The organism is Caballeronia sp. GAWG1-5s-s, from assembly GCF_023631445.1.
Lineage (GTDB): Bacteria > Pseudomonadota > Gammaproteobacteria > Burkholderiales > Burkholderiaceae > Caballeronia.
This window is the reverse complement of the sequence record NZ_JALQDC010000008.1, coordinates 96,419-120,761: the sequence shown is the minus strand read 5'-3', so window position 1 is coordinate 120,761 and position 24,343 is coordinate 96,419. Positions and strand designations below refer to the sequence as shown.

Here is a 24,343-nt window from a genome sequence, read left to right as displayed (position 1 = left end):
AGGGCGAGAGAAAAACGCCCGAACGAAGCATTCCAGGCGTGGCGGGGAAATTTTTGCTTGACCGTGCGCGCAAAAACGGGCTATCGTTCCCGACTCGCATCATAAAGTGAATTGTCTGCTTTGAGGCGAGCCCAAGAAGTTCGCCTGTCAAACCAAGACGCGCCGCTTGAACCCGAGCCACAAGCCCGGCAGAGAGCACCCGATCAATTTTTTGCCGAAAATTCGAAAGGTGATGAATGAACATGCCTAGCGCGGAATTCTCCACGTCGGATACCACTCCCTCTCACGAAGCCGATTCGATCGGTGCGACCGTGCTCATGCGCGCGCTCGCCGACGAAAACGTCGAGTTCGTGTGGGGCTATCCCGGCGGCTCGGTACTCTACATCTACGACGAGCTGTACAAGCAGGACCTGATTCAGCACATTCTCGTGCGCCACGAGCAGGCCGCCGTGCACGCCGCCGACGCGTATTCGCGCTCGACCGGCAAGGTGGGCGTGTGCCTCGTGACCTCCGGCCCGGGCGTCACCAATGCCGTCACCGGCATCGCCACGGCCTACATGGATTCCATTCCGCTCGTCGTCATCAGCGGGCAGGTGCCCACCGCGGCCATCGGGCTCGACGCGTTCCAGGAATGCGACACCGTCGGCATCACGCGGCCCTGCGTCAAGCACAACTTCCTCGTGAAGGACGTGCGCGATCTCGCCGCCACCGTCAAGAAAGCCTTCTACATTGCGCGCACGGGGCGTCCCGGCCCGGTGCTGATCGACATTCCGAAAGACGTGTCGAAAGCGCCGTGCCGTTATGAGCCGGTCAAGAGCGTGTCGCTGCGCTCGTACAATCCGGTGACGAAGGGCCATTCCGGCCAGATCCGCAAGGCCGTGCAACTGCTGTTGTCGGCAAAGCGTCCGTACATCTACACCGGCGGCGGCATCATTCTCGCGGACGCATCGCGCGAACTGAACCAGTTCGCCGATCTGCTCGGCTATCCCGTCACCAACACGCTGATGGGTCTGGGCGGCTATCGCGCGAGCGACAAGAAGTTCCTCGGCATGCTCGGCATGCACGGCACGTACGAAGCCAACATGGCCATGCAGCACTGCGACGTGCTGATCGCCATCGGCGCGCGCTTCGACGACCGCGTGATCGGCGACCCGAAGCACTTCGCTTCGTCGCCGCGCAAGATCATTCATATCGACGTCGATCCGTCGTCCATCTCGAAGCGCGTGAAGGTCGATATCCCGATCGTCGGCGACGTGAAGGAAGTCCTGAAAGAGCTGATCGAGCAGCTTCAGCACGCGGAGCACGGGCCGGATACGGCCGCGCTCAAGTCGTGGTGGGACGAGATCGAAGGCTGGCGCGCGAAAGACTGCCTCGCCTACGACCGCAAGAGCGAGATCATCAAGCCGCAGTACGTCGTCGAGAAGCTCGCGGAGCTGACCGACGGCAACGCCTTCGTGTGTTCGGATGTCGGCCAGCATCAGATGTGGGCGGCGCAGTTCTATCCGTTCAACAAGCCGCGCCGCTGGATCAACTCGGGCGGCCTCGGCACGATGGGCTTCGGCCTGCCCGCCGCGATGGGCGTGAAGATGGCCTATCCCGACGAGGACGTGGTCTGCATCACGGGCGAAGGCTCCATCCAGATGTGCATTCAGGAGCTCTCGACCTGCAAGCAGTACAACACGCCGGTCAAGATCATCTCGCTCAATAACCGCTATCTCGGCATGGTTCGCCAGTGGCAGCAGATCGAATACAAGAAGCGCTATTCCAGTTCGTACATGGACGCGCTGCCCGACTTCGTGAAGCTCGCCGAAGCGTACGGCCACGTCGGCATTCGCGTCGAAAAGACCGCGGACGTCGAACCGGCGCTCAAGGAAGCGCTGCGTCTGAAAGATCGCACCGTGTTCCTCGACTTCCAGACCGATCCGACCGAAAACGTATTTCCGATGGTGCAGGCAGGCAAGGGCATCACGGAAATGCTGCTCGGCTCTGAGGATCTATAACGCGGCTTTGTCACGCGAGGCTCGTGCGCGCCTGTCTTCACAAAGGACGAGCGCCGCGCGCGGGTTTTTCGGACGAACGCTTCTTCTGGACATATCGGGAAACACGCACATGAAACACATCATCTCCGTACTGCTGGAAAACGAGCCGGGCGCGTTATCGCGTGTCGTCGGGCTCTTTTCCGCGCGCGGCTACAACATCGAAACGCTGACGGTGGCGCCGACCGAAGACAGTTCGCTGTCGCGGCTCACCATCGTCTCCATCGGCTCGGACGACGTGATCGAACAGATCACGAAGCACCTGAACCGCCTGATCGAGGTGGTGAAAGTGGTCGACCTGACAGAGGGCGCCCACATCGAGCGCGAGCTGATGCTCATCAAGGTAAGGGCAGTCGGCAAGGAACGCGAAGAGATGAAGCGGATGGCGGATATCTTCCGCGGCCGCATCATCGACGTGACCGAAAAGACCTACACCATGGAACTGACGGGCGCCTCCGACAAGCTCGACGCGTTCATTCAGGCGCTCGACGCCACGGCGATTCTGGAGACGGTTCGCACGGGCAGTTCCGGCATCGGCCGGGGCGAGCGCATCCTGAAGGTGTAGCACCACACGCAACTCGACTCATTTCCTCTGCATCGCGCGGAGACAGACCCAGGACTCAAGGAACCACCATGAAAGTTTTCTACGACAAAGACGCCGACCTCTCCCTCATCAAGGGCAAGCAAGTCACCATCATCGGTTATGGCTCGCAAGGCCATGCGCACGCGCTGAACCTGAAGGAAAGCGGCGTGAACGTGACGGTCGGCCTGCGTAAGGGCGGCGCTTCGTGGAGCAAGGCCGAGAACGCCGGTCTGCCGGTCAAGGAAGTGGCCGAAGCGGTGAAGGGCGCCGACGTCGTGATGATGCTGCTGCCCGACGAGCAGATCGCCGAGGTGTACGCGAAGGAAGTCCACGCGAACATCAAGAACGGCGCGGCGCTCGCGTTCGCGCACGGCTTCAACGTGCACTACGGCCAGGTGATTCCGCGCGCCGATCTCGACGTCATCATGATCGCGCCGAAGGCGCCGGGTCACACCGTGCGCAACACGTACACGCAAGGCGGCGGCGTGCCGCACCTGATCGCGGTCGCGCAGGACAAGACCGGCTCGGCGCGCGACGTGGCGCTCTCGTACGCGGTGGCCAACGGCGGCGGCCGCGCGGGCATCATCGAAACGAACTTCCGTGAAGAAACCGAAACCGACCTCTTCGGCGAACAGGCGGTGCTGTGCGGCGGCACGGTCGACCTGATCAAGGCCGGCTTCGAAACGCTGGTGGAAGCGGGCTACGCGCCCGAAATGGCGTACTTCGAGTGCCTGCACGAACTGAAGCTGATCGTCGACCTGATCTACGAAGGCGGCATCGCCAACATGAACTACTCGATCTCGAACAACGCCGAGTACGGCGAGTACGTGACGGGTCCGCGCATCGTCACAGAAGAGACGAAGAAGGCGATGAAGGCCGTGCTGAAGGACATCCAGACCGGCGAATACGCGAAGAGCTTCATCATCGAGAATCGCGCCGGCGCGCCGACGCTGCAATCGCGCCGCCGCCTGACGGCCGAGCATCAGATCGAGCAAGTCGGCGAGAAGCTGCGCGCGATGATGCCGTGGATCGCCAAGAACAAGCTCGTCGACCAGTCGAAGAACTAAGTTTTTCGCGCGTCACGGTTCTTGCTGTCATGAAAGCCGCCCGAAGCCGCTGTGCCGAGGGCGGCTTTTGCTATCCTACGGGTTTTCAAAACACAGACCTCGTTCATGAACTATCCCCATCCGATCATTGCCCGCGAAGGCTGGCCGTTCATCGCCATCGCGGCCGTCGTTGCCATTCTCGTGCAGGCGATCGGCGGCTTCGGCTTCGCCTGGATCTTCTGGCTGATCGTGATTTTCGTCGTCCAGTTCTTCCGCGATCCGCCGCGCCCGATTCCCACGCAGGCCAATGCCGTGCTGTGTCCGGCCGACGGGCGCATCGTCGCGGTGGAAACCGCGCATGATCCGTACGCGGGCCGCGAGGCGCTGAAGATCAGCGTGTTCATGAACGTGTTCAATGTGCACTCGCAGCGTTCGCCGGTCGACGGCGCGATCACCAAAGTGCAGTATTTCCCGGGCGCGTATCTGAACGCGGCTGTCGACAAGGCGTCGACCGAGAACGAGCGCAACGCCATCGTGCTGCAAACCGCGACGGGGCATACGGTGACGTCGGTGCAGATCGCCGGACTGATCGCGCGGCGCATTCTCTGCTACGTCCACGCGGGCGAGCCGCTCACGCGCGGTCAACGCTACGGCTTCATCCGCTTCGGTTCGCGCGTCGACGTGTATCTGCCGGTGGGCAGCCGGCCGCGCGTGGCGATCGGCGAGAAGGTATCCGCCTCGTCGACGATTCTCGCCGAGTTCGCGGAATAACGCGGAGGCGTCGATGGCGGCATTCAAACCGCGCCGGAACCGCATGAACGGGGCGCCGCCGCGCGCGTTCCGTCGCAACAAGGCGGTGCAAGACGTCGGCGCCGTGGAAACGCGGCGCGCGAAGCGGCAGCAATTCCTGAGAAAGCGCGGCATCTATCTGCTGCCGAATGCGTTCACCACGGCCGCGCTCTTCTGCGGCTTCTTCGCCGTGGTGCAGGCGATGAACGTGCGTTTCGAGATCGCGGCCATCGCCATTTTCGTCGCGATGGTGCTCGACGGCATGGACGGCCGCGTCGCGCGCATGACGCATACGCAGAGCGCGTTCGGCGAGCAGTTCGACAGCCTGTCGGACATGGTGTCGTTCGGCGTCGCGCCGGCGCTCGTCATGTACGAATGGGTGCTGAAGGACCTCGGGCGCTGGGGCTGGCTCGCGGCGTTCGTGTACTGCTCGGGCGCGGCGCTGCGGCTCGCGCGCTTCAATACGAACGTCGGCGTGGTCGACAAGCGCTATTTCCAGGGCTTGCCGAGTCCGGCCGCGGCGGCGCTGATCGCCGGCTTCGTCTGGCTCGCAACCGACAATCGCGTGCCGCTCAAGCTCGTGTGGCTGCCGTGGGTCGCGTTCGCGCTGACCATTTACGCGGGCGTCACGATGGTGTCGAACGCGCCGTTCTACAGCGGCAAGGCGCTCGATGTGCGTTATCGCGTGCCGTTCGCGGGCGTGCTGCTGGTCGTGGTGGCGTTCGTGCTCGTCTCCTCTGATCCGCCCGTCATGCTGTTTTGCCTCTTCGTGCTGTACGGGTTCTCGGGCTACGTCTGGTGGGCGTACATGGCCATGCGTGGCAGGCCGAATCCCGCGCGCAGCTCGCAACGGGATCACTAGCGCAGATCACTTTCGATGCAAAAAGGGCGACGGGTCGCGAAACCCGTCGCCCTTTTTTGCGTGTGGCGGTCGGCGTGTTATCCCGCGTCGACCAGTGTGCCGTTATGCACGCGCACATGCTGGCCCTGCGCGAACGGCGGCTGCTGATGGTAGGTGAAATAGCGCGTCTTGCCGTTTTCCATCCGCACGCGTACCGAGTAATCGGTTTCGCTGCGCAGGTGCTTTTCGACTGAATTGCCCGCGAGCCCGCCGCCGAGCGCGCCGAGCAGCGTCATGGCGGTGCGGCCGCCGCCGCGTCCGAACTGATTTCCTACGACGCCGCCCGCCACCGCGCCACCGACCGCGCCGATGCCCGTTCCGTGCCCTTCGCGACGCACGGCGGAGACGGCTTCGACGGTGCCGCACGTCGAGCAATAGGCGGAGTGTTGCGGCGGCTGCTGTGCGTATGATGGTTGCGCAGGCTGCTGCACAGGCGCTTGCTGCACCGGCTGAGTCGCGGTTTGCGGCGCCGGGGCGGGCGCGGGCGCGGTTTGCGCGACTACCGGCTGGGCGGCCGACGGCGCGGCGGGCGCGACCACCGGTTGTTGCTGCGCGACCGCGGCGGTCTGCGTCTGCGCGTTCTGCGCGGAAGTGCTGTGCGCGCCCGGGAAGATTCCCGTCACGGCGGCCGTTGCCGCGAGACTCGCGACGATAACCGCGCCCGCAGCCGTCGCGACCAGCGGATGCAGGCGGTGCGGCTCGCCGGTGCCGGGCGTGGGCGTGATGTTGTTGGTCCCGTTGTCCATTTCTAACCTCCGTTCGAGGCGAAGTACCGATGCATCAATTCTGGCGCAGATGCCGCATCGGCGCTTTTTCAGGTTGTAACTGCCTTTTTCTTGACAGAAGCACGTTGGATGCCAGGCGTGACGGGCTTGGATCAGCGGGGAGACGCCGTATGCGACCCTTATGCGTCATTCATGAGCAGGCCCGAAAACGTCCGTTTACGGAAAAGATCGACAGCACACAGCCGTTCGTAAAGACCGCGCAAACATGACGCGCAGATCGGATAGTCTGGTCACGGACTTTGACTACTCAGTATTCCGCAAGGCGGCGTGATGTAGGATTGGTCTGCCGTCACGTGAAACGAGATCGCCATGAGAAAAATTGCCGCCCTTATCGCGATTGCCTTCGTAGTTTCGAGGTCACAATCTTTGCGCTTTCCTGCTCCGACCCAGCCCGGTCCATCGCAAGCATCCTCGTCAGACTGTTGTTGTTGAGTGTAAAATCAATAGCCACGTGTTAAACAAGAGCAGGTCACGCGTCAACTCGAGTTATAACGATCTTAGTGCAGCACTCAGTTTGCGATTGAGCGGATTCATCCATCGCGCGCTCTTCCGTTGAGTCCGTTCCGCATCAATCCATTTTTGGGCCTTCACCAGATACGATTTAATGTTGGGTTCATCTGGAACTTTTTCGTAAAAACTAAGAGCTTGCTCGGCAAACACTTTGGCGTGGTAAGCCTTTCTCTTATCGTAGTTATAGCAATCATCCAGAATCTGCATGCTTTCATTTAAAGTTGCTACAACGTCGGCATCAACAGGTTTGCTATAGTTAGCATCAAACAGAATGACCGCATAACTATTGCGAATAGTGGGATTGTTCTTTCCGGCCATGGATCGAGCTTGATCAATCCATGAAAAAGCAAGTTCAGTTTGACCTCTATCGGACAGATAGAGCGCGCCCTGTTGCTTCAAATAATGAGAAGGATCACGAGTAAACGCTGACTCATAAAATTCTATCCCATCCCTAAAATTCGGATAGGCGCGTTTCATTAATCTCGCGTCGTAGGCGCTTCTCTTGAAAATGTCATAACGCGTGATCTTTGTTGGGGAAACGTAGTTATGAAAGTTGTCAAAAACACGGCGCAAGTCGTTGCCAGCTACCTTTTGCAACACCGTTTCGGCTATTGACCGCGAGCGCGGCACGTAATAATTTTCCCTGAGCTCTGCCAGCGCACCCTCATACGGAGACAATAAAGATCCAACGCCGTCTAGGATATTCTTTGCCTCAATAGCGTTTACAGAATACGAAGAAGAAAATGCCGCTGCGACGTCTAAAGACATCGGAACCCGGCAGTTATAAAGATAACAAGCCGCTATAAGCAGATCGTGCTTCAGCAAGTCGGTCGATTTCAGTTCCTTTAGGGCCGCAAGGAATCGCTCGATTAACGAATTGTCTATAATGGTTTTTATGAAAAACTCAAAAATCGTCGGCTGCTCTTGAGAGTCCAAGTCACCAAGATCGCGGCGAAAGTCTCTGCGCGAAACATCTGTTGGGATCAAATTCTGAATCTCTTGTATATCACTATCCGCCAGTCCCGACACGTCAAGAATAGTGAATTCACTTTTGTTAAACTTGTGCGAGACGATATCAAAATAGTAGTCGCGTTCGGCGGCTATGATCTTCACCTTCCTGCAACGCGACAGGATGTTAATCGCATCTGTAGCGTCGGCAGCGTTATCGATGAAAATCAAAATATCGGCCGACTGATGATCGGCTTCGCGCGCGAGCAAGGTTGCTTTCTCCGGCGTGACTTCATCGATATATAACACTGGGCCGTCTTGCGTAACTGCCGTGGCAAGTTGCTTGAGAAGCGTTGACTTGCCAGTGACCGGCGACCCCAAAGCAAAACGTGCTTGTCCTCGTACACCGCATTTTTCGCAGCGGCGAAGTGCTGAGTTTTGTGAATACCTCCGCCGTAGACGTCATACCACGTTGGTTCGGCGCCCAGATAAAACTCGGACACGGATCTAACAACCACGGCCGAGAGATCCGGGACCGCGTATTCAGGGAATTTCGATAATATCTTAGATTTTACAAAACCCGGACGCTTTTTTTGCGGCACATTTGCGATATAAGTGAGAAGCTCGTCGGTATCGCAAACGATGACGTGGAAACCTAACGACTCGAAATATTCGATGGCCTCATCATCCTGTTTTCGAACGGTTATCCACGAATCGGCTTTGGACCTTCCGTTTGTGGCTTCAGTCGCCAATGATTGAAGAACGCCCGCGTCTTCGAGTCGGTATCCCCAATACAGAGTAGGCCACATCTGAATGCGACTCATATATCCGAACCATTTATCTTTATCGCGCTCAAAACTCGAAGCGATTTCGATGGGAGAAAAATCAAATTTTTTGTTTGGATGGATTACGCAACCGTGCAAGGCGATGTAGTCGATCGCACTCTTGCTAGGGGTGGCGGGGCCTCGCAAAAGAATATCGTTGACATAAAACTCATCACTTTGCGCGTATATTTGGAATATCAAATTATCAATGTTTGTCGTGAAAATAGATTTCATCGCGATTCGCTCTATGGCATTGTATTTTTTGTCGAAATCAAGGACCGTGAATCTGTCAATCAAATAATCTTGAAGCTCTTTCTTTTTCCCCTTCGCGATCATTTGGCAAATTTGAGAAAGAGTGAGAGAAGACTTATCGCGATTCAAAAACTCTTTCAGAAGCTCCAATTTCAGAGTATCGCCCACCGGGAGATTTCCTCGCACACCCTCGGCTAGAAGCGAAAATCCCGCACCCAGAAACAGGTTGATGCCGCTTTGAAGGGCATTTTTAAATAGAGCTTCGTTCGTAATTTGCATTTAACCCTCGTTGCCATCGGTGTGATTGTATGAGGTTCGCAGAGCTTAAAGTCTCCGTCTCATCAACATACTAACGCAAGTCTGAATCGTCATGAGATCAACGCAGAAGCGGGGTTGACAACCATAGCGCCGCGCTGCCGTGGTTCGGTCATTTAAACTCCAGCACGAATGTCCCTTCTTGGCCGAACAAAGCCTATCGCGAGCGGTTCCCCGGACATCCACGAAGGACCAAAAAAAACGCGCCCCGAAGGACGCGCTTTTCACCGAGAACGAACCGCTTCGCCCGCTCAGTCTTCGCGACGAAGATGCGGGAACAGAATCACATCGCGGATGCTCGGGCTGTCGGTCAGCAGCATGACCAGCCGGTCGATGCCGATGCCGCAGCCGCCCGTCGGCGGCATGCCGTATTCGAGCGCGCGGATATAGTCCGCGTCGAAGTACATGGCTTCCTCGTCGCCCGCGTCTTTCTGGTCAACCTGCTTCTGGAAGCGCGCGGCCTGATCTTCCGGATCGTTCAGCTCCGAGAAGCCGTTCGCGATCTCGCGGCCCGTGATGAACAACTCGAAGCGCTCCGTGATGCCCGGCACCGAATCCGACGCCCGCGCGAGCGGCGAGACCTCGATCGGATAGTCGACGATATACGTCGGCTCCCACAACTGCGATTCCGCGGTCTCTTCGAAGAGCGCCAACTGCAACGCGCCGATGCCTGCGTTCAGGAAGGCGGGCTGCGTCGTATCGACGCCGAACTTCTTCAGTTCCGCGCGCAGGAACACGGCGTCGGCAAGCTGCGCGTCGGTGTACTGCGGCGCGTACTTCTGAATCGCCTGATTGATGGTCAGGCGATGAAACGGCTTCGACAAATCCAGCTCGCGCCCCTGATATGTGATGGTCGCGGTGCCGAGCGCATCGACGGCGGCCTGACGGATCAGTTGTTCGGTGAAGTCCATCAGCCAGCGGTAATCCGTGTAGGCCGCGTAAAACTCCATCATCGTGAATTCTGGATTGTGGCGCGGCGAGACGCCTTCGTTCCGGAAATTACGATTGATCTCGAACACGCGCTCGAAGCCGCCGACGATTAGCCGCTTCAGATAAAGCTCCGGCGCGATGCGCAGGAACATCTGCATGTCGAGCGCGTTGTGGTGCGTGACGAAGGGCTTCGCCGCCGCGCCGCCCGGAATGGGATGCAGCATCGGCGTTTCGACTTCCATGAAGTTCGCTTGCGCCATGAAGTTGCGGATCGACGTGACGGCCTTCGTGCGCGCCATGAACGTCTTGCGCGACTCCGGCGTGACGATCAGATCGACGTAACGCTGGCGATAGCGCATTTCCTGATCGGCGAGGCCGTGGAACTTGTCCGGCAGCGGACGCAGCGCCTTCGACAAGAGCCGCAGTTCCGTGCAGCGCACCGACAGCTCGCCCTTGTTCGTGCGAAACAGCACGCCTTTCGCGGCGATGATGTCGCCCAGGTCCCACTTCTTGAATGCCTCGTAAACGTCCGCGCCGACATCGGCGGGCGTCACGAAGAACTGAATCTGACCGCTACCGTCCTGAACCGTCGCGAAGCTCGCTTTCCCCATCACGCGTTTGAGCATCATGCGGCCCGCGAGCGCGACGGGCAGGGGATTCGCTTCCAGCGTCTCCTTGTCGGTCTCGGCGTAGTCGCTTTGCAGCGCGGCCGCCTGGTGCGTCGGGCGGAAATCGTTCGGATAGGCGACGCCTTGCTCACGCAGCGAGCGCAGCTTGTCGCGGCGCTCGGCGATGATCTGGTTGTCTTCCAGTTCGGGAGCGGCGCTCGTCTGAGTCGGTTCGGTCATGATGATTCTTGGCTTGTGATGCTGCGGATGTGCGGCAAATGCGCGGCGGATGAAACGAAGGCGGCGCGACCGGTAGCCGCGCCGCTCGAAGACTTAAACGCCTTGTTTCAGGCTCGCGCTGATGAAGTCGTCGAGGTCGCCGTCGAGCACGGCGCGCGTGTTGCTCATTTCGACGTTGGTGCGCAGGTCCTTCACGCGGCTCTGGTCGAGCACGTAGGAGCGGATCTGATGGCCCCAGCCCACGTCCGTCTTGCTGGATTCGAGCTTGTCCTGCTCCGCCTGACGCTTGCGCATTTCGAATTCGTACAGACGCGCCTTCAGCATCTGCATGGCTTCGGCGCGGTTGCGGTGCTGCGAGCGGTCGTTCTGGCACTGCACGACGATGCCGGTCGGCGCGTGCGTGAGACGCACGGCGGAGTCCGTCTTGTTGATGTGCTGGCCGCCAGCGCCCGATGCGCGATACGTGTCCGTGCGGATATCGGCCGGATTGATCTCGATCTCGATCGAATCGTCGATTTCCGGATACACGAACACCGACGAGAACGACGTGTGCCGCCCGCCCGACGAATCGAACGGCGACTTGCGCACGAGCCGGTGAATGCCCGTTTCGGTGCGCAGATAGCCGTACGCGTACTCGCCTTCGACCTTGATCGTCGCGCTCTTGATGCCCGCGACGTCGCCTTCGGATTCTTCGAGCACTTCGGTCTTGAAGCCCTTGCGCTCGCAGTAGCGCAGGTACTGGCGCAGCAGCATGGACGCCCAGTCGCACGCCTCGGTGCCGCCCGCGCCCGCCTGAATGTCGATGAAGCAGTTGTTCGGATCGGCCGGGTTCGAGAACATCCGGCGGAATTCCATGTCTTCGACGCGGCTCTTCAGCGCCTGAGCGTCGGATTCGCAGGCGACGAGCGTGTCCTCGTCGCCTTCCTCGCGCGCCATCTCGAAGAGCTCTTCGGCGTCGCGCAGGTCGTTGTCGAGGGCGGAGAGCGTCGACACCACGCCGTCGAGCAGCTTCTTTTCACGACCGAGCGCCTGCGCGTTCTTCGAGTCGTTCCAGACGTTCGGGTCTTCGAGTTCCTTGTTGACTTCGGCTAGACGCGCTGACTTGGCGTCGTAGTCAAAGATACCCCCGTAGCTCGCCCGCGCGGCGGCGCAGGTCGGCCAGAAGGCTTTCGATCGCGTTGAGACGTTCTGCTTCCATTGTCGATCTTCGGCTTCGTAAAAAGGTCAAATTATAGCCGATCGACACGCTTTTCCCGCGCTGGCGGCGCACGCGGACGCACGCCGCTACACGCGAAGCGGGGCGCTTTGTCGTCCGCGCGCAGGCGCTTCGCGCAGGGCTCCGGTGTTCGTTGCCAGCGGGAACGCGGCCGTGGTCGCGCCGTATTGGCGCAGCCGGCGATCAGCGGATGTTGTGCCGGCGGATGCCGACCCCGCTTAAGCCGCGTGCTCGACGATCAGCTGCACGCGCGCCACGCCGTTCCACGAATCGCTGACGAGCCGGTACGCGACGGTCGCGCGCGGCGGCAGCGGATCGACGTGGTTGAACCAGATCGCGTTGAAACGCTGACGCCCGCGCATCAGTTGCAGCTTCAGGTGCTTGTCTTTCACGAGCGATTGCGACGCGACGTCGAACTCGCCCGAAAACGTCGGCGCCGGAAAGCCCTGTCCCCAGACGGCGGCGTCCAGCAGTTCGATGAATTGCGGCGTGAAGTACGCGTCCTCCAGCTCGCCATCCGTCTCGATGGTCCGCGAGAGCGCGTCGGCCGTCAGCCACTCGCGGCCGACCGCTTCGAACGCGTCGGTGAAGCGCGGGATGTCGGCGGTGGCGAGGGTCAGGCCGGCCGCCATCGCGTGGCCGCCGAACTTGTGGATGAGACCGGGCTCGCGCTTGCTGATGAGGTCGACCGCATCGCGCAGATGGAAGCCCGGAATCGAGCGGCCGGAGCCTTTCGAGAGCGTGCCGGCGTCATCGGCGTGCGCGAACGTGAACGACGGCCGGTGAAAGCGCTCCTTCAGCCGTCCCGCGACGATGCCGATCACGCCCTGATGCCAGCTCGCGTCATAGAGCGTGAGCGTCGCGCGCTCGCCGGCATCGAACGATTGCAGTTCGGCGAGCGCCTGCTGCTGCATGCCGGCTTCGATCTCGCGCCGCTCGCGGTTCATCGCGTCGAGTTGCTGCGCGAGTTCCCATGCGCGGCCGATGTCGTCGGTCGTCAAGCATTCGATGCCGAGCGACATGTCCGACAGCCGTCCCGCCGCGTTCAGGCGCGGCCCGAGCGCGAAGCCGAGATCGAAGCCGGACGCGGCGCGCGCGTCGCGGCCCGCCGCACGAAATAGCGCGGCGATGCCCGGCTGCATGCGGCCCGCGCGGATGCGCTTCAAACCCTGCGCGACGAGAATCCGGTTGTTGCAGTCGAGCTTCACGACGTCGGCCACGGTGCCGAGCGCGACGAGATCGAGCAAGCCGTCCAGACGCGGCTCCGGCGTGCGCTCGTACGCGCCGCGCCGGCGCAGTTCGGCACGCAGCGCGAGCAGCACGTAGAACATCACGCCGACGCCCGCGATGCATTTGCTCGGAAAGCCGCAGCCCGGCTGGTTCGGATTGACGATCGCGCGGGCGGCCGGCAGTTCGTCGCCGGGCAGGTGATGATCGGTCACGACGACGTCGATGCCGAGCGCGTTGGCCGCCGCGACGCCTTCGACGCTCGCGATGCCGTTATCGACCGTAATCAGCAAGTCGGGCGCGCCGAGCGGCGAGCGCGCGGCCAGTTCGACGATTTCCGGCGTCAGCCCGTAGCCGTATTCGAAGCGGTTCGGCACGAGATAGTCGATGGTCGCGCCGAACATGCGCAGGCCGCGCACGGCAACCGCGCAGGCGGTCGCGCCGTCGCAGTCGTAGTCCGCGACGACGAGCATGCGCTTGCCCGCCGCGAGCGCATCGGCGAGCACGGCGGCGGCGGCGTCGCAGCCCTTCAGGCCGACGGGCGCGTGCAGGCGCTTCAACTCGGTTTCGACTTCGTCCGGCGACGTGACGCCGCGCGCCGCGTAGAGCCGCGCGATCACGGGGTGCAGGCCGTGGCGCATCAGGGCTTCGGCATCGGCGGGGGACGAGGCGCGGGTAACGATTCGCGTCATGCGGGAAGAGCCTTTATTCGATGAGAAGCGCCGCGATCGGCCGGCGGCGCCAGAACTTGCGCAAGTCGCCGCGCGTGACCGATAGCGTGACCGAGCCGGTATCGCCGCATAGCGTGAGACGCAGGCGCTTGAGGGAACCGCTCGATAGCGCATCGAGCGCCGGCGCGAACCACGCGTCTTCGAGCGTCGTGAGCGCGGCGTTCCAGCGCGCCCAGTCCTGCTCGATGAACGGCGCCGAGAACGGGTCCAGTTCGACGAGCGTCGCGCCTTCGCCGCCGTCTTTCGCGAGCGCTGCGAACGACTCCGGCGGCATGGAAGGCTTCACGCCCGAAGCGAGCGCGAGGCCGCGCGTGGCGGCGGCATCGGACATCACGGCGGCGAACGGGCGCGTGACCGGGCGCATCGCGCCTTGTCCGTGCAGCCAGATCGAATTGATCGGCGGCAGTCCGCGCGACTCGCGCTCGACGTTCAGCGGATGTTCGAACCATGCCATCTGCACTTCGTTTTGCAGCTTCATCCACGGGCGCGAGCGTTCGCCGGTGCGGGCTTCGTGCGGCAGCCAGATTTCGATGTTGCGTCCCGCCGCGCGCAACGGCGACGCGCCCGCGAGCGCGCCGAGCGCATCGCCTGATACGTACCAGCGCAGCGGCGTGGGCGCCTGCACCGCAATGCCGAGGTCTTCGATGACCGGCCGGGCGGTGTCCAGCAGCGCGCGCGCTTCTTCGGTGCGCACGCCGAGCGTGGCCGGATCGATCAACACCAGATGATCGTGCGCGATGCGCACATGAACCGGCTCGATGCAGGCCCAAAGGGCGGCGTCGCCAGCCTCGGAGGCGCCGGGATCGCCGCCATCGGCTAAAAGCATGAAGGGCGCGAGCGGAGCGTCGTCGGCGTAGCGTTGACTGGCGTTCGGCGAAACGATGCCATAGCGTTGCGCGATCCAGCGCTCGTGCGGCAGCGTGCGCTGAAAGTCTTCGCCGATCACGCGTTCTTCGAGCGTGGCGCGGGCGAGCAGCGTGTCGAGCGCCGCGCTTTCCAGTCCGTGCAGCGCGGTTGCGGCGTCCGCCGCCGAGGGCAGGGCGAACGGCAGCAGAAGGTGAAGGTCGGGAACGGGCATGATGGTCGGCATTGTAGGCGAAAGCGGCAGGCGCCATCGGCGCAGGCGCGATGCGCCAAGCGCTGCGAGACCCGCGCTTGTTACGACGCCGACCTGAGGTGTGGCAAACTTTCGCAAATTTCGCGGCGCGCGGAGAATGGACCTGTCATGCGCCGCCATTACGGGGCGATTTACCGCGGCATTCGTCATGCCCCGTCGTACAGCAACGCAGCAACACCAGACACAAGGATTCGCTTGAAACTTCCGTACGAATGGCAGATCGGCTGGCGCTACACGCGCGCCAGCAAACGCACCACAGGCAACGGCTTCATCTCATTCATCGCGCTGGTGTCGATGGCGGGCATCGCGCTCGGCGTCGCCGCGCTGATCGTCGTGCTCTCGGTCATGAACGGCTTTCAGAAAGAAGTGCGCGACCGCATGCTCTCGGTGCTCGCGCACGTCGAAATCTTCTCGCCGACCGGCTCCATGCCCAACTGGCAACTGACCGCGCAGGAGGCCAAGCGCAATCCCGAAGTGATCGGCGCGGCGCCCTACGTCGAAGCGCAGGCGCTGCTCACGCGGCAAGGCGCGGTGAGCGGCGTCGCGCTGCGCGGCGTCGAGCCCACGCTGGAGCCGGAAGTGTCGGATATCGGCAAGGAAATGCGCGCGGGCAAGCTCGCGGACCTGGTTCCCGGCGAATTCGGCATCGTGCTCGGCGCCGATCTCGCGACCAACCTCGGCGTCATGACCGGCGACAAGATCACGCTCGTCGCGCCCGAAGGCACCATCACGCCTGCGGGCATGATGCCGCGCCTGAAGCAGTTCACGGTGGTCGGCGTCTTCGAATCCGGTCACTACGAATACGATTCGACGCTTGCGCTCATTTCGATCCGCGACGCGCAGGCGCTCTTTCGCCTGCCCGCGCCGACCGGCGTGCGCCTGCGTCTGAAAGACATGCAGCGCGCGCCCGAAGTCGCGCGGCAACTGTCGCACACGCTTTCCGGCGAACTCTATATCCGCGACTGGACGCAGCAGAACAAGACGTGGTTCTCCGCCGTGCAGATCGAGAAGCGCATGATGTTCATCATTCTCACGCTGATCATCGCGGTGGCGGCGTTCAATCTCGTGTCGTCGCTCGTCATGACCGTCACCGACAAGCAGGCCGACATCGCCATCCTGCGCACGCTCGGCGCGCAGCCCGGCTCGATCATGAAGATATTCGTGGTGCAGGGTGTGACCATCGGCTTTATCGGCACGGCGCTCGGCGTGTCGCTGGGCTGCCTGATCGCGTGGAGCATTCCGTGGCTCGTGCCGATGATCGAGCATGTGCTCGGCGTGCAGTTCCTGCCGCCTTCGGTGTATTTCATCAGCGAGCTGCCGTCCGAGCTCGTGCCGGGCGATGTCATGAAGATCGGCGTCATCGCGTTCTTGTTGTCGTCGCTCGCGACGCTCTATCCGAGCTGGCGCGGCGCGAAGGTTCGTCCGGCGGAGGCGCTGCGCTATGAGTGACCTGATTCCGGCAAACAATCTCGTGCTGCAGGCGTCGGCGATTTCGAAGACCTTCGTGCAGGGCGGCTCGAACGTGCAGGTGCTCGACAACGCGCAACTCGATGTCTATCGCGGCGAGAAGCTCGCGATCGTCGGCGCGTCGGGTTCCGGCAAGAGCACGCTCTTGCATGTGCTCGGCGGCCTCGACGAGCCGAGCGCGGGCAAGGTGTCGCTGCTCGGCAAGCCGTTCACCGAACTGAAGGAAAAAGAGCGCAACGAACTGCGCAACCGCGCGCTCGGCTTCGTGTACCAGTTTCATCATCTGCTGCCCGAATTCACCGCGCTCGATAACGTCGCGATGCCGCTGCGCATTCGCCGCATGAGCGAGGACGCCGCGCGCAAGGAAGCGATGGGCATGCTGGAGCGCGTCGGCATCGGGCATCGCGCGAAGCATCGGCCGGGCGCATTGTCGGGCGGCGAGCGGCAACGCGTCGCGATTGCGCGGGCACTGGTCACGCGCCCGGCGTGCGTGCTCGCCGACGAGCCGACCGGCAATCTCGACGGCAGCACCGCCGACACGGTTTTCAATCTGATGCTTGAGCTTTCGCAGACGCTGGAGACGAGCTTCGTGATCGTCACGCACGATCCCGATCTCGCCGCGCGCTGCGATCGCATCATGCGTCTGCGCGACGGCGTGCTGCACGAAGAGCCGCCGGTGCCGGTCTGAGCGCCGCGCCTCGGAGGACGCCATGTGGATCGACACGCACTGTCACCTCGATGCCTCCGAGTTCGATGCGGACCGCGACGCCGTGGCCCGCGCGGCGGTCGATGCGGCGGTGACGCGCATCGTCATTCCGGGCGTCGAGCGGTCGAACTTCGATACGGTGCGCGCGTTGGCGCATCGCATCGAAGGCGGCGCGTATGCGCTCGGCATCCATCCGCTTTTCACGCCGCGCGCCACCGACGACGATCTGCGCGTGCTGCGCGAACAAATCGCGGCGAGCATGGATGATCCGCGCTTCGTCGGCATCGGCGAGATCGGGCTGGATTACTTCGTGCCGACGCTCGACGACGCGCGCCAGCAGTTCTTCTACTACGAGCAACTGAAGCTCGCCCGCGAGTTCCGACTGCCGGTGATTTGCCACGTGCGCAAGTCGCAGGACAAGGTGCTGAAGGGCCTGCGCGTGCACGACATCCATTGCGGCATCGCGCATGCGTTCAACGGCAGCTTCCAGCAGGCGGAGGCGTTCATCGCGCAGGGCATGCGGCTCGGTTTCGGCGGCAATCTGACGTTCGAGCGGGCGCGCCAGATCAGACGGCTTGCGGCCGATCTTCCGCTCGATGCCATCGTGCTCGAAACCGATGCGCCCGACATTGCGCCCGCCTGGCGCTACAAGGGCCGCAATACGCCCGATCAGGTCGCGGGCATCGCGAAGGTGCTCGCGCAACTGCGCGGCATCGGCGAAGACGCGCTTTCACTAGGCACAACGGCTAACGCGCACGCCGGGCTGCCCCGGCTCGCGCTCGCGGCTTCATAATCGTTCACGGTTGCATTTGTTTCGGATCACTGATTTGTGATCCGGGCGGATGCGTTTTGCGTGACGATAGAAGAGAGCAGAGGCGTGCGGGCGGTGTTGCTGTGTTTTGCATTGGGCGTCGCGTGGTTGCAGCAACAGGCCGCGTTGCCGGGTGTCGGCGGCTGGGCGGCATGTATCGCGATTCTTGGCGTCGCGGCGTGCATCGGGTTGATCCGGCGCGGGCGAGGTCGCATCGTGGCTTTCGCGATTGCAGCCGCTGCGATCGGCTTCGCCTATGCCGCCGTGCGCGCGGAAATGCGCTTGCAGCAGCACTTGCCGGTCGAGTTCGAGCAGCGCGATATCGAGTTGACCGGCTTCGTGCGCGGTCTGCCGGAGCCGCAAGCGGAAGGCACGCGTTTTCTCTTCGAAGTGGAGTCGAACGGCGCGGGCTTGCGCGATTTTCCGCGCATCGTGAGGCTGCTTTGGGCGCCTGCTGTGCCGCCCGGGCTCGTCGCGGGTCAACGCTGGACGCTCACGGCGCGGCTCAAGCGCGCGAATGTCAACGCGAACTTCTCGTTGCGCGATGGAGAAGTGAGCTTGCTCGAACGCGGCATTCGCGCGACCGGCTCGGTGTCCGCCAGCCGCCCTGCGCGACGCCTTCGCGGCGATGCGATCGGACCGTGGCTCGCCATCGACCGATGGCGCGCGCGCATCCGGCAGCGCATCGAAACCGTGCTCGCGGATGCGCCGCATCGCGGGATCGTCGTCGCGCTGGCAGTGGGCGCGCAGGATGCCGTGAGCGATGCCGACTGGGCGATTCTGCGCGCGACCGGAACGAGCCATCTCGTTGCGATCTCCGGTTTGCATATCGGGTTCGTCGCGGGGCTTGCGGCGTTCATCTGTGGCTTCGTATGGAAGCGCATCCGCTTGCGCGGCGTGCCCGCGCCGCTCGTCGTGGCGGCGCCGAAAGTGGCGGCGCTCGGCGCGGCGTCGTTCGCGGCGTTGTATGCCGCGCTCGCCGGATTCAACGTGCCCGCGCAGCGCACCTTGTGGACGCTTTGCGTGTTCGCCGTCGCGTTCGTCGGCGGGCGGCGGCCGGCGGCGTCGCTCGTGCTCGCGTGGGCGCTCGCGTTGGTGCTGATCGTCGACCCGTGGGCGGTGACATCGCCGGGGTTCTGGCTCTCGTTCGTCGCGGTGGCGGCGATTTTGCATGCGATGGCGGCGTACGGCAGGCGCGCCAAGAAACCGCCGCCCGATGACACCGACGACTGGCTCGCGGGCATGGAGGCGCGTGATCCGGTGTTGCCGGATGAGTTCGCGTCGGGCCAAGCCGTCGCTGATGCGCCGCGGCGTAGGCGCTCATGGTCGCTGACAGGCGCATGCCGCCGCGCCGCCATGAAGCTGCGGCAGCACATGGCATCGAGCGCACGCGTCCAGTACGCCGTCACGCTCTCGCTCGCGCCGTTGACCGCCTACTGGTTCTCGCAGATCCCGCTCGTCGGCCCGCTCGCCAATGCGTTCGCCATTCCGTGGATCAGCTTCGTCGTGACGCCCGCGACACTCGTCGCGCTTATCCTTCCGGCACCGCTCGACGTACCGATGCTTCATCTAGCGCACGGCGCACTGTGCATCCTCTTCGACGCGCTCGAACGGTTAGCCGACGCAGGCCCCGCATGGTCGCTCTGGCGCTTGCCGCAGCCCGGCATGTTCGCGCTCGCCGCGTCGCTCGCGGGCGCGGCGTGGGCGCTCGCGCCGCGCGGCTGGCCGCTGCGCTTCGCCATGCCGCTCACGTGGCTGCCGCTTCTCGTACCCGCGTCGAGCGGCGTAGCAGAGGGCGCGTTTCGCGTGACCGCGCTCGACATCGGACAAGGCTCGGCGCTCGTCGTCGAGACAGCGCGCCACACGTTGCTCTTCGACGCCGGCCCGGGCCCCGAGTCGACGCACGCGGGCGAGCGCATCGTCGCGCCGTATCTCATCGCGACGGGCGTGCGTTCGCTGGATGCGCTCGTCATCAGCCATTCCGATTCGGATCACGCGGGCGGCGCGCCCGCGGTGCTGCAAGCGGTCGCGGTGCGGCAACTGCTCGCGTCGCTGCCCGCGAGCCATCCGCTCTGGTCCGATGCCGGAAAGCGCGGCGGCGACAGGCTGCGTTGCGTTGCCGGCCAGCACTGGACATGGGACCGCGTGGACTTTCGCGTGCTGTGGCCCGACCCCGGGCCTCTCACCGGCACGCCGAATCATCAGGCTTGCGTGCTGAAGGTGACGAATGCGGCAGGGCGGGCCGCGCTTTTCACGGCGGATATCGAAGCGGACGTCGAACGCACCCTGCTCGCGCGCGATCGCGCCGCGCTGCGCGCCGACGTCCTGATCGTGCCGCATCACGGCAGCCGCACGTCGTCGACCGAGCCTTTCCTCGATTCGGTCGGGCCGCTCGCCGCGGTATTTCAGGTAGGCTATCGCAACCGCTTTCACCATCCGAATCCCACGGTGTACGCGCGCTACCGGTTGCGCGACATCGCGCTCACGCGCAGCGACGAGGACGGCGCGGCGCGCATCGACATGGGTGAGGAGATCGTGCTCGATCGCTACCGGCAAACGCACGCGCGTTACTGGATGGGGCGCTGAAAACAATACGACAAGAACGAGGAGCCGCTTGAAGGACATCATCCATTTCTCGCATGCGAACGGCTTTCCGGCACCCACTTACCGCACCATGTTCGCCGAACTCGCGGACGACCACGAGATCCGCAGCATCGAACGATACGGCCACGATCCGCGCTTTCCGGTCACGCAGGGCTGGCCGCGTCTCGCGGATCAACTGATCGAGGACATGAGCCGCTACCGGCAAGACAAGCATCCGAAGGTGTGGCTCGTCGGACATTCGCTCGGCGGCTATCTTTCGCTGACGGCAGCGCAGAAGCGCCCGCAGTGGGTGAAGGGCGTGGTGATGCTGGATTCGCCGATCATCGCGGGATGGCGCAGCGGCCTGCTGCGCGCGACGCAATGGACCGGACTCGATGAACGCCTCTCGCCCGCGGCCGCGACGAAAAAGCGCCGCACGCACTGGGCGAGCCGCGACGAAGCATGGCGGCATTTCCGCGCGAAGCCCGCGTTCGTGCGCTGGGACGAGCGCATGCTGGCCGATTACATCGACTTCGGCATTCCGCAGACGCAGGCCGACGGCACGCGCGCGCTCTCGTTCGACCGGCACGTCGAATACCTGATCTATCGCACGCTGCCGCACACGCTCGGCGCGCGCTTCGCGCACGGCGCGCCGGTGCCGGTCGGTTTCGTCGCGGGCACGCATTCCACCGAAGTGCGGCAGGTCGGCCTGCGCATGACGCGACGCATCGCCGGCGAGCACTTCGAATGGATCGAAGGCAGCCATCTCTTTCCGATGGAGCGGCCCATCGAGACGGCACGCGCCATTCGGCGGCTGCTTCACGCGATGAGTTGATCGCCTTCGAAAGGGCGCGAGCGTGCAGGGAAGTGGTGCGCGGGAATAGCACCGGAAAAGCACCGAAAAGCGGATCGGCAAGCGTGATTCGGGCACGTCGGCCGCTGGGTCGCGGACTGCCTTTACGGTATAATCCGTTTTTCCCGCGAGCATCTAGCGATGACCAAATATGTATTCGTCACCGGCGGCGTAGTTTCTTCCCTCGGCAAGGGTATTGCCGCCGCCTCCCTCGCCGCGATCCTCGAATCGCGCGGTCTGAAAGTCACCCTCCTCAAGCTCGATCCCTACATCAACGTCGACCCCGGCACGATGTCCCCGTTTCAGCACGGCGAAGTGTTCGTGACGGAAGACGGCGCGGAGACGGACCTCGACCTCGGCCACTACGAGCGCTTCATCAGCACGAAGATGCGCAAGGCCAACAACTTCACCACGGGCCAGATTTACGAGTCGGTGATCCGCAAGGAACGCCGCGGCGAGTATCTCGGCAAGACGGTGCAGGTCATTCCGCACATCACCAACGAAATTCAGGCGTTCGTCGAGCGCGGCGCGGCCGCGGCCACGTGCGGCCAGCCGGATGTCGCGATCGTCGAGATCGGCGGCACGGTGGGCGACATCGAATCGCTGCCGTTCCTCGAAGCCGCGCGTCAGATGAGCCTGCGCATGGGTCGCCACAGCGCGTGCTTCGTGCACCTGACGCTCGTGCCGTTCATCGCCACCGCGGGTGAACTCAAGACGAAGCCCACGCAGCACAGCGTGCAGAAGCTGCGCGAAATCGGCATCTATCCGAATGTGCTCTTGTGCCGCGCGGATCGCCCGATTCCGGACGACGAGCGCCAGAAGATTTCGCTCTTCTCGAACGTGCATGAGGAAGCGGTCATTTCGGTGTGGGACGTGGACAGCATCTACAAGATTCCGCAGATGCTCAACGACCAGGGCCTCGACGAAATCGTCTGCAACGAACTGAAGCTCTCGCCGAAGCCCGCCGACCTGAAGATGTGGTCGGACCTCGTCGAGAAGCTCGAAAATCCGAAGCACGAAGTGACCATCGGCATGGTCGGCAAGTACGTGGAACTCACCGAGTCGTACAAGTCGCTGATCGAGGCGCTGCGTCACGCGGCCATTCATACGTCGACCAAGGTCAACATCGAATATATCGATTCCGAGCAGATCGAAGCCGAAGGCGCCGATGGCCTGAAGCACCTCGACGCCGTGCTCGTGCCGGGCGGTTTCGGACGTCGCGGCACCGAAGGCAAGATCAAGGCGATCCGCTATGCGCGCGAATCGAAGACGCCGTATCTCGGCATCTGCCTCGGCATGCAGCTCGCGGTCATCGAGTTCGCGCGCGACGTCGCCGGGCGCGCGGACGCGAACAGCACCGAGTTCGATTCCAGCACCACGAACCCGGTGGTCGCGCTCATCACCGAATGGTACGACCGCGCGGGACGCATCGAAAAGCGCAGCGAAGAGTCGGATCTCGGCGGCACCATGCGCCTAGGCTCGCAGAAGTGCCCGATCAAGCCCGGCACGATGGCCGAGCGCATCTACGGCACGGATGTGAACGAGCGTCATCGTCACCGTTATGAGGTCAATAACCGTTTCGTGCCCCAGCTCGAAGCGGGCGGCCTTATCATCAGCGCCCGTACGCCGAGCGAGGACCTGCCCGAGATGATGGAGTTGCCGCAGTCGATGCATCCGTGGTTCGTCGGCGTGCAGTTCCACCCCGAGTTCACCTCGACGCCGCGCGACGGGCATCCGCTCTTCAAGGCGTTCGTCGAAGCGGCGCGCGCGCACAGCATCGCGGCGGGCGGCGAGAAGACTGCGCCGGTCGCGGCAACGGCGGGAGCACAGGCATGAAGCTCTGTCACTTCGAAGCGGGACTCGACCAGCCGTTCTTCCTGATCGCGGGCACGTGCGTCGTCGAATCGGAGCAGATGACGATCGACGTCGCGGGCCAGCTCAAAGAAATCACGCAGAAGCTCGGCATCCCGTTCATCTACAAGTCCTCGTACGACAAGGCGAACCGCAGTTCGGGCAAGTCGTTTCGCGGCCTCGGCATGGACGAAGGATTGCGCATTCTCGGCGAAGTGAAGAAGCAACTCGGCGTGCCCGTTCTCACGGACGTTCACGCCGAGCATGAGATCGAAGCGGTCGCATCGGTCGTGGACGTGTTGCAGACGCCCGCGTTCCTGTGCCGTCAGACCGACTTCATCCACGCGTGCGCGCGTTCGGGCAAGCCCGTCAACATCAAGAAGGGCCAGTTCCTCGCGCCGCACGACATGAAGAACGTGATCGACAAGGCGCGCGACGCCGCGCGGGAGGCGGGGCTCTCGGAAGACCGCTTCATGGCGTGCGAGCGCGGCGTGTCCTTCGGCTATAACAATCTGGTGTCGGACATGCGGTCGCTCGCGATCATGCGTGAAACCAACGCGCCGGTCGTGTTCGACGCCACGCACTCGGTGCAGTTGCCGGGCGGGCAGGGCACGAGTTCGGGCGGCCAGCGCGAGTTCGTGCCGGTGCTGGCGCGCGCGGCGGTCGCCACGGGCGTCGCCGGGCTGTTCATGGAGACGCATCCTGATCCGGCCTGCGCGAAGTCGGACGGTCCGAACGCGGTGCCGCTCGCGCGCATGGAATCGCTGCTGACGACGCTCATCGCGCTGGATCGTGCGGTGAAGAGCGGACCGTTTCTCGAAAACGACTTCAACTAGAGCCCGCGCGCAGGCTTTTCAGGCCGCGTCACAGGGCGAACGAGCGCCGCAGTGAACCGGCCGCGCGCCGGAAGGTCTGAGCCAGGCCAACGAAGCGAGGCCAGCGCAGCAGAGCAGTAAAGCCAGCGCTGGCCGCTTCGATCGTGACTGACAGAATTCATCGTCAATTTGAGGAAAC

Annotated in this window: 19 protein-coding genes; 12 read left to right on the top strand and 7 right to left on the bottom strand. The window is 63.1% G+C overall.

Annotation, left to right across the window (positions count from 1 at the left end):
• The first annotated feature begins 236 nt into the window (after positions 1-236).
• From NCR34_RS09225 to pssA, 5 genes are all read left to right on the top strand, one after another.
• On the top strand, positions 237-2,000 hold the full coding sequence (locus NCR34_RS09225) for an acetolactate synthase 3 catalytic subunit (RefSeq protein WP_250499658.1): 1,764 nt from the start codon (positions 237-239) through the stop codon (positions 1,998-2,000).
• 109 nt (positions 2,001-2,109) lie between these two features.
• Positions 2,110-2,601 carry an acetolactate synthase small subunit gene (ilvN, locus tag NCR34_RS09220; protein ID WP_008341906.1) on the top strand — a complete coding sequence of 164 codons (492 nt, stop codon included), beginning with the start codon at positions 2,110-2,112 and terminating at the stop codon, positions 2,599-2,601.
• 68 nt (positions 2,602-2,669) lie between these two features.
• Positions 2,670-3,686: a ketol-acid reductoisomerase gene (gene ilvC / locus NCR34_RS09215; RefSeq protein WP_175944239.1), complete on the top strand. Its 1,017-nt coding sequence runs from the start codon at positions 2,670-2,672 to the stop codon at positions 3,684-3,686.
• Between the two features lie 105 nt (positions 3,687-3,791).
• A complete protein-coding gene (locus NCR34_RS09210; protein WP_206466618.1) occupies positions 3,792-4,436 on the top strand; it encodes a phosphatidylserine decarboxylase in 645 nt (214 codons plus the stop codon).
• Positions 4,437-4,449: 13 nt separating this feature from the next.
• A complete protein-coding gene (pssA, locus tag NCR34_RS09205) occupies positions 4,450-5,316 on the top strand; it encodes a CDP-diacylglycerol--serine O-phosphatidyltransferase (protein ID WP_250499657.1) in 867 nt (288 codons plus the stop codon).
• A 77-nt stretch (positions 5,317-5,393) separates the two neighbouring features.
• Here pssA and NCR34_RS09200 read toward each other — a convergent pair whose 3' ends face one another.
• From NCR34_RS09200 to NCR34_RS09170, 7 genes are all read right to left on the bottom strand, one after another.
• On the bottom strand, positions 5,394-6,101 hold the full coding sequence (locus tag NCR34_RS09200; RefSeq protein WP_250499656.1) for a glycine zipper 2TM domain-containing protein: 708 nt from the start codon (positions 6,099-6,101) through the stop codon (positions 5,394-5,396).
• Positions 6,102-6,626: 525 nt separating this feature from the next.
• A complete protein-coding gene (locus NCR34_RS09195; RefSeq protein ID WP_250499655.1) occupies positions 6,627-7,907 on the bottom strand; it encodes a hypothetical protein in 1,281 nt (426 codons plus the stop codon).
• Entirely contained in the window at positions 7,826-8,953 is a 1,128-nt protein-coding gene (locus NCR34_RS09190; RefSeq protein WP_250499654.1) for an SIR2 family protein, read from the bottom strand. The genes NCR34_RS09195 and NCR34_RS09190 overlap by 82 nt, the downstream gene beginning before the upstream one ends.
• Before the next feature lie 287 nt (positions 8,954-9,240).
• Entirely contained in the window at positions 9,241-10,767 is a 1,527-nt protein-coding gene (gene lysS, locus NCR34_RS09185) for a lysine--tRNA ligase (RefSeq protein WP_206466615.1), read from the bottom strand.
• Between the two features lie 93 nt (positions 10,768-10,860).
• A protein-coding gene (prfB, locus tag NCR34_RS09180) for a peptide chain release factor 2 (protein ID WP_250499653.1) occupies positions 10,861-11,965 on the bottom strand; the annotation gives its coding sequence in 2 pieces (ribosomal slippage) (positions 10,861-11,883 and positions 11,885-11,965; 1,104 coding nt in all).
• A gap of 236 nt (positions 11,966-12,201) precedes the next feature.
• On the bottom strand, positions 12,202-13,902 hold the full coding sequence (gene recJ, locus NCR34_RS09175) for a single-stranded-DNA-specific exonuclease RecJ (protein ID WP_250499652.1): 1,701 nt from the start codon (positions 13,900-13,902) through the stop codon (positions 12,202-12,204).
• Between the two features lie 13 nt (positions 13,903-13,915).
• Entirely contained in the window at positions 13,916-15,031 is a 1,116-nt protein-coding gene (locus tag NCR34_RS09170; protein ID WP_250499651.1) for a regulator, read from the bottom strand.
• A gap of 222 nt (positions 15,032-15,253) precedes the next feature.
• On the opposite strand from NCR34_RS09170, the gene NCR34_RS09165 reads away from it, so the two are divergent.
• From NCR34_RS09165 to kdsA, 7 genes are all read left to right on the top strand, one after another.
• Entirely contained in the window at positions 15,254-16,507 is a 1,254-nt protein-coding gene (locus tag NCR34_RS09165) for a lipoprotein-releasing ABC transporter permease subunit (RefSeq protein WP_250499650.1), read from the top strand.
• Entirely contained in the window at positions 16,500-17,213 is a 714-nt protein-coding gene (lolD, locus tag NCR34_RS09160; RefSeq protein WP_250499649.1) for a lipoprotein-releasing ABC transporter ATP-binding protein LolD, read from the top strand. Before NCR34_RS09165 ends, lolD begins: the two co-directional genes overlap by 8 nt.
• Positions 17,214-17,235: 22 nt before the next feature.
• Positions 17,236-18,024 (top strand): TatD family hydrolase, encoded by a 789-nt coding sequence (locus tag NCR34_RS09155; RefSeq protein WP_250499648.1) that lies wholly within the window; start codon positions 17,236-17,238, stop codon positions 18,022-18,024.
• Positions 18,025-18,108: 84 nt separating this feature from the next.
• Complete coding sequence (locus tag NCR34_RS09150; RefSeq protein WP_250499683.1) at positions 18,109-20,628, top strand: ComEC/Rec2 family competence protein; 2,520 nt, start codon at positions 18,109-18,111, stop codon at positions 20,626-20,628.
• 28 nt (positions 20,629-20,656) lie between these two features.
• Positions 20,657-21,460 (top strand): alpha/beta fold hydrolase, encoded by an 804-nt coding sequence (locus tag NCR34_RS09145; RefSeq protein WP_250499647.1) that lies wholly within the window; start codon positions 20,657-20,659, stop codon positions 21,458-21,460.
• A gap of 159 nt (positions 21,461-21,619) precedes the next feature.
• Positions 21,620-23,314: a CTP synthase gene (gene pyrG / locus NCR34_RS09140; protein WP_250499646.1), complete on the top strand. Its 1,695-nt coding sequence runs from the start codon at positions 21,620-21,622 to the stop codon at positions 23,312-23,314.
• Positions 23,311-24,165 carry a 3-deoxy-8-phosphooctulonate synthase gene (gene kdsA, locus NCR34_RS09135; protein WP_175944213.1) on the top strand — a complete coding sequence of 285 codons (855 nt, stop codon included), beginning with the start codon at positions 23,311-23,313 and terminating at the stop codon, positions 24,163-24,165. The genes pyrG and kdsA overlap by 4 nt, the downstream gene beginning before the upstream one ends.
• The last annotated feature ends 178 nt before the right edge of the window (positions 24,166-24,343 follow it).